This window comes from Mesorhizobium sp. M1338 (assembly GCF_040318045.1).
In the GTDB taxonomy this organism is placed as follows: Bacteria; Pseudomonadota; Alphaproteobacteria; order Rhizobiales; family Rhizobiaceae; genus Mesorhizobium.
The window spans coordinates 200739-206926 of record NZ_JAMYLL010000007.1 but is presented as its reverse complement, the minus strand read 5'-3'; the positions used below and the strand labels follow the sequence as shown (position 1 = coordinate 206926).

Sequence of the window (6188 nt, the reverse complement as noted above, 5' to 3'; positions counted from 1 at the left end):
TCGCCGTCGCAAGGAAGCTTCTCGTCGTCCTAAACGCCATCATTCGAGACAAAAAAGCTTTCGCATGAACACAGTTGCCATGCCGCGACTCCAAAGCGTTGCTAGGGTGCCGAATCCTGCTCCGCTGCGCTCTTTGACTAACATCACGGCATGGATCCTCGGGTCTGCGCTCGTCGCTTACGCTCCTTGCTCCGCCCGTGGATGACGAACGCGTGGAGGCTTCGGCGGTCACGAATGTCTATGATGGTGGCCAAAGCGAACGATGAAACGTGGCTGCCGTCCTCGAATCCACTGAACCCCTGCACAGTACCACTCGGGTGACTCACGTGAAACAGTCGGTACGCCGACTCACGTGAAACGCTGAGTGGACACGCTATAAGGCTGTTTCACGTGAAACGCGTCGCGGAGTTTTCTTGACAGCGCTGCCTGGCGGGGACATGTGTCCCCTCATTCATTTGAGTCAGGGACGTTTGGAAATGACCGATCACTATGATGTGGTTGTGGTGGGCGGCGGCCACGCGGGGTGCGAGGCGGCGAGCGCGGCCGCGCGCGCGGGTGCGAAGACCGCGCTTGTAACGCTGCGCTTCGACACGATCGGGGTGATGTCCTGCAATCCGGCGATCGGCGGGCTCGGCAAGGGCCATCTGGTTCGCGAAATCGATGCCATGGACGGCCTGATGGGTCGGGTGGCGGATGCTGCCGGAATCCAGTTCCGCCTGCTCAATCGCCGCAAGGGTCCCGCAGTGCGCGGACCGCGCACCCAGGCCGACAGGAAGCTCTATCGCCTTGCCATGCAGGAAGCGATTCGGCAGCAGAACGACCTCGACGTGGTCGAAGGCGAGGTTTTGGACTTTGAAATCGCCGATGGCCAGATAGCGGCCGTTCTCCTGGCCGACGGCCGACGGCTCGCTTGTGGGGCGGTCGTTCTGACGACCGGAACGTTCCTGCGCGGGCTTATCCATATTGGCGAGAAGAAGATTGTCGCCGGCCGAATGAACGAGCAGGCGAGCATCGGCCTGTCGGCGACGATGGGTCGCGCGGGCTTCAAGCTCGGCCGGCTGAAGACCGGCACGCCGCCACGGCTCGATGGTCGGACCATCGATTGGGCATCGCTGGAAAAGCAGGCCGCGGACGTGGATCCGGTGCCGTTTTCGCTGATGACCGACCGCATCGAGACACCGCAGATCGATTGCGGCATCACGCGCACGACGACGGCCACGCATGAACTGATCCGCGCCAATCTCGGTCGCTCCGCCATGTATTCCGGCTCGATCGAAGGCGTGGGTCCGCGATATTGTCCGTCGATCGAGGACAAGATCGTCAAGTTCGGCGACAGGGACGGCCATCAGATCTTTCTCGAGCCGGAAGGGCTCGATGACGATACGGTCTATCCCAACGGGATTTCGACCTCGCTGCCTGAGGATGTGCAACTCGATATCCTCAAAACCATTCCTGGGCTGGAGGGATCAGTCATGCTGCAGCCCGGCTATGCCATCGAATATGACCATGTCGATCCGCGCGAGCTGCATCAGACGCTGGAGACGAAGCGCATCAACGGTCTCTTCCTCGCCGGGCAGATCAACGGCACGACCGGCTATGAAGAGGCGGCCGGGCAAGGCCTGCTCGCCGGCCTCAATGCGGCACGGCGCGCGTCAGGCAGCGAGCAGATCGTGCTCAGCCGCACCGAAGCCTATATCGGCGTGATGGTCGACGACCTGACCAGCCGCGGCATCAGCGAACCCTACCGGATGTTCACCTCGCGGGCCGAGTTCCGGCTGTCGCTGCGCGCCGACAATGCGGACGAGCGGCTGACGCCCTTGGCCGCGAAACTGGGCATTGCCTCGACGCAGCGGATGCAGCGCTACGAGAGTGTCATGCGGCGCCTCGATGAGGCGCGGGATCTGGTGAAGTCGCTCACCCTGACCCCCAATGAAGCGGCGCGGCACGGGCTGGAGATCAACCGGGATGGCGTGCGCCGGTCCGGCTACGAGTTGCTGTCCTATCCCGATGTCGATGTGGCCTGGCTGGTGCGTGTCGATCCACGCTTTGCGGAAATAGACGGCAAGACGGCGGAACGCCTTGAAACGGAAGCGAAATATTCGGTCTATCTGGATCGCCAGAAGACCGATGTGGCGCAGATCCGGCATGAGGAGAGCCGGTTGATCCCTGAAACAGTCGATTTCGCCGGTGTGCCGGGCCTGTCCAACGAGTTGAAGCAGAAGATGCAGGCGCGACGGCCGCGATCCATCGCCGATGCCCAGCGCATGGAAGGCATGACACCGGCGGCGCTGGCGATCATCGTCGCGCATGTCCGCCACGCGGAGAGCGCCCAGCGCCTGCAAAAGGATGTTGCGTGAGCTCTTTTTCCCTAGAGAGCCTGCAAGATGCGGCAGGCCCGGTTTCACGTGAAACATTCGATCGGCTGGTGGCGTTCGAGCAGTTGTTCCAGAAATGGAATCGCAGCATCAATCTCGTTGCGCAATCGACGGCTGGCGATGTCTGGCGGCGTCACATCCTGGACAGTGCGCAGTTGGCGCGAATCGAGCCTCGGGCGACGCGCTGGGTCGATCTCGGTTCGGGCGGCGGATTCCCGGGCCTTGTCATGGCTTTCCTGCTTGTTGAGCGTGACGGCGCCAGCATCGATCTGGTTGAAAGCAATCGCAAAAAAGCATCCTTCCTGCAGGCTGTCGTCGGGCAGTTCAGCCTGCCGGCGCGGGTCGTGGCGCGCCGCATCGATGACAGCCATGCACTTGTTTCGACACCGCAAATCGTCACGGCGCGGGCGTTGGCTTCGCTTTCGACGTTGCTGGACCTGTCGGCGCCCTGGCTGACGTCAGGCGCGCGCGGCCTGTTCCACAAAGGCCGGGATTACCGCGCCGAAGTGGAAGAAAGCGTTCACCGATGGTCCTTCGATCTGGTAGAACATCCAAGTGTGACCGACGCCAGCGGCGTCATCCTCGAATTGTCGAACTTGCGACCTGTCTGATCTGCTCCAGGCGACGACTCAAAAATGAATTTCTGGCATAGACCCATGATGAAGAATGGCCCCCGAATCATCACCGTAGCCAACCAGAAGGGCGGCGTCGGCAAGACCACCACCGCCATCAACCTGGCGACCGCGCTGGCCGCGATCGGCGAACAGGTGCTGATCGTCGATCTCGATCCGCAAGGCAATGCCAGCACCGGCCTCGGCATCGACCGCAAGGATCGGACGGTCTCGTCCTATGATGTGCTGACGGGGGAGCTGGAACTGGAAGCCGCAGCCATCCCGACGGCGGTGCCTGGTCTGTCGATCGTGCCGTCGACGCTCGACCTGCTCGGCATCGAAATGGAAATAGCCTCGGCGCCGGACCGGGTGCTCAAGCTGCGCAATGCGCTGCGCGCCGCGACCGAGCGCGGGGCGCCCTTCGGCTATGTGCTGATCGATTGCCCGCCTTCGCTCAACCTTTTGACGTTGAATTCAATGGCAGCCGCCGATTCTGTCCTTGTGCCGCTGCAGTGCGAGTTCTTCGCGCTGGAGGGCCTCAGCCAATTGCTGGAGACGGTCGAACAGGTGCGTCGCTCGATCAATCCGGACCTTATTATCCAGGGCATCGTGCTGACCATGTATGACGGCCGCAACAATCTCGCCAACCAGGTGGTGCAGGATGTGCGGGCGCATATGGGCGACAAGGTCTACGAGACCGTCATTCCGCGCAATGTGCGGGTGTCCGAGGCGCCGTCCTACGGCAAGCCGGCTATCCTCTACGATCTGAAATGCTCGGGCAGCCAGGCCTATCTGCAGCTGGCGTCGGAAGTGATCCGCCGCGAGCGTAAATTGCGCGCCGCTTGATTGGATCGGATGCATGGCTAAAAACCAATTCGATACCGAAACGATCGCTTCTGGAATAGACGGGGCTTTGGAACAAAGATGAGCGACGACCTTTCGAGAAAGAGACTGGGCCGCGGGCTGGCAGCACTGATCGGCGAGATCGACCGTCCGGAAGCACCGGAAAAGCCTGGCATGAGCGCCGACGGCAAGGTGCCGATCGAGTTCCTGACCCCCAATCCGAAAAATCCACGCCGCCATTTCGGCGACGCCGAGCTGACGGACCTTGCCCAGTCGATCCGAGAGCATGGTGTCGTCCAGCCGGTGGTGGCGCGGCCGTCGCCGACACAGGCCGGCCGCTACGAGATCATCGCCGGCGAGCGCCGGTGGCGCGCGGCGCAGCGCGCCGGGCTGTCCGAGATCCCGGTCATCATCCGGGAGGTCAACGACCGCACGGCCCTGGAACTGGCGATCATCGAGAACGTGCAGCGCACCGACCTCAACGCGGTCGAGGAAGCGCTTGGTTATCAGCAGCTCATCGACGAGCACGGCTACACCCAGGCCGATCTCGGTCAGGTGATCGGCAAGAGCCGCAGCCATGTCGCCAACACGCTCAGGCTGCTGAAGCTGCCGGACGTGATCCGCGACATGCTCGTCGACGGCGCGCTGTCGGCGGGGCACGCCCGCACGCTGGTGACGGCGGAAGATCCGGCCGGCCTTGCCAAGCGCATCGTCGAAGAGGGACTTTCGGTACGCCAGGCCGAAGCACTGGCGCAGATGCCGGCCGGCGGCACGAAGGAAGCCAAGCCGGCGCCGAATCCGGAGCAGAAAGACGCCGACACGCTGGCGCTGGAGAAGCTGTTGACCGATACGATCGGCATGATCGTGTCGGTCGATCACAAGGGCAAGGGCGGCGTGCTGCGCATAGCATACCGGTCGCTTGAGCAGCTTGACGAACTGTGCAGACGGCTGAAGCAGGAGCGGTAATTAGCCGGCGAATAATCGGCCACTGTTGGACTCCCGAGAGTAGGCGCTCCCGCGCACGGACTCCTCTCATCCCTTGCTTTTGGAGCGTTTGCGCCGCCCCTCACCTGCCTGCCGGCATCCTCTCCCCGCAAACGGGGCGAGGGACGCTCGGCGACTTCGCCCAATCATCCGCCTTGCAAGAAGGGCGTCGGCGTTGCGGCCAGCGTCTTTCTCCCCGTCACTATACGGGGAGAAATGTCCGGCAGGACAATGAGGGGCGGCGCTGACATCGATAGTCAGCGGCCTGCCTCAACGAACTACCTCTGCGCCAGCCGGCTGCTTTCCACGGCGATACCAAGCAGCGCCTGTCTTGCCAGCGCCACGGCAAGATCGGGCCGCCGTCGTGTCTGCAGGACCGCCGTCTGCAGCCGGGTCAGCGCACGGCCGAGCGCGTCGGTGTTCCAGCGCTCCAGCGCCTTCTCCACCAGCTTGCGGCGCGAGAAGAAGACCGGCGGCCGGGCGGCGGCAACGACGGACGCTGCATTGCGGCCGCCCGAATCCATCTGGCCGCGCATGGCCTGGATTTGCTGCAGCTGCCGCATCGCCGAGGACAGCACCAGGAAGGGCTGCCCACCGGACTGGCAATGGCGGGTGAAGGCGGTGTCGAAGTCGCCGATCTTGCCTTCGAGCAGCGCGTCGACCGCGTCGTCGAAAGAGGCGCCGGACACGTCGCCCGACATCGCCTTGACCTCTTCCAGTCCGATTTCCTGCTGGCCGTGGGCGTAGAGAATGAGCTTTTCGATCTCGCCGCGCGAGGCCAGCCGGTCGCCGCCAAGATTGCGGCGCAGTGCCTGTCTCGCCTCCATGGTCATCGACATGCCGGCCTTGCGCAGTTCGTCGTCGATGACGGCGTCGATGTCGCGGGCTTCATCGGCGTAGCATGGCAGCGCCATGGCGTTGTCCGCCGCCTCGACGATGGCGCGCAGCCCGACGCCCTTCTTGAGGTCGCCGGCCTCAATGAGAATGATCGCGTCCCGCGCGGGCTCCGCCGTCAGCGCCTTGACGTCGTCGGCCAGCGCCTTCTGGCCGCTGGCATTGCGCACCCAGAGCAGCCGCCGGTCTGAAAACATCGGCACGGTGCGGGCTTCGTCGAGCAGGCGGCCCTCGTCGCGGTCGACCTCCGAGCCCTCGAGCCGGACCACCGAGAAGGGATCATCGAGCGGCAGGCCGGTCTTGCCGGCAAAAGCCTTCGCCCGCTCCGAGACGAGGCCGCGATCGGGACCATAAAGCAGGACAATGGAGATGCGCTGGTCCGGCCGCGCCAGCCACCCATCGACCTCGTAAGCTTTCTTCTGTGCCATGGCGGGTTGGTTAGCATGATGCGGGGGCGGGGTGAACGACGATTGGCACTGAC

5 protein-coding genes are annotated in these 6188 nt (G+C 63.6%); 4 read left to right on the top strand and 1 reads right to left on the bottom strand.

The window, feature by feature from the left end; all coding sequences use genetic code 11:
- The first annotated feature begins 476 nt into the window (after positions 1–476).
- The 4 genes from mnmG (at position 477) to NKH19_RS10195 (ending at position 4795) form a co-directional block, all read left to right on the top strand.
- Positions 477–2357 carry a tRNA uridine-5-carboxymethylaminomethyl(34) synthesis enzyme MnmG gene (mnmG, locus tag NKH19_RS10210; RefSeq protein WP_352874011.1) on the top strand — a complete coding sequence of 627 codons (1881 nt, stop codon included), beginning with the start codon at positions 477–479 and terminating at the stop codon, positions 2355–2357.
- Complete coding sequence (gene rsmG, locus NKH19_RS10205; RefSeq protein ID WP_352874013.1) at positions 2354–2986, top strand: 16S rRNA (guanine(527)-N(7))-methyltransferase RsmG; 633 nt, start codon at positions 2354–2356, stop codon at positions 2984–2986. Before mnmG ends, rsmG begins: the two co-directional genes overlap by 4 nt.
- 45 nt (positions 2987–3031) lie before the next feature.
- Positions 3032–3832, top strand: a complete 801-nt coding sequence (locus NKH19_RS10200) for a ParA family protein (protein ID WP_352874015.1) — start codon at positions 3032–3034, stop codon at positions 3830–3832.
- A 78-nt stretch (positions 3833–3910) separates the two neighbouring features.
- Positions 3911–4795, top strand: coding sequence for a ParB/RepB/Spo0J family partition protein (locus NKH19_RS10195; RefSeq protein ID WP_352874017.1), 885 nt, complete (start codon positions 3911–3913; stop codon positions 4793–4795).
- A 296-nt stretch (positions 4796–5091) separates the two neighbouring features.
- On the opposite strand, the gene holA is transcribed toward NKH19_RS10195, so the two are convergent.
- On the bottom strand, positions 5092–6135 hold the full coding sequence (holA, locus tag NKH19_RS10190; protein ID WP_352874019.1) for a DNA polymerase III subunit delta: 1044 nt from the start codon (positions 6133–6135) through the stop codon (positions 5092–5094).
- Positions 6136–6188: the final 53 nt, after the last annotated feature.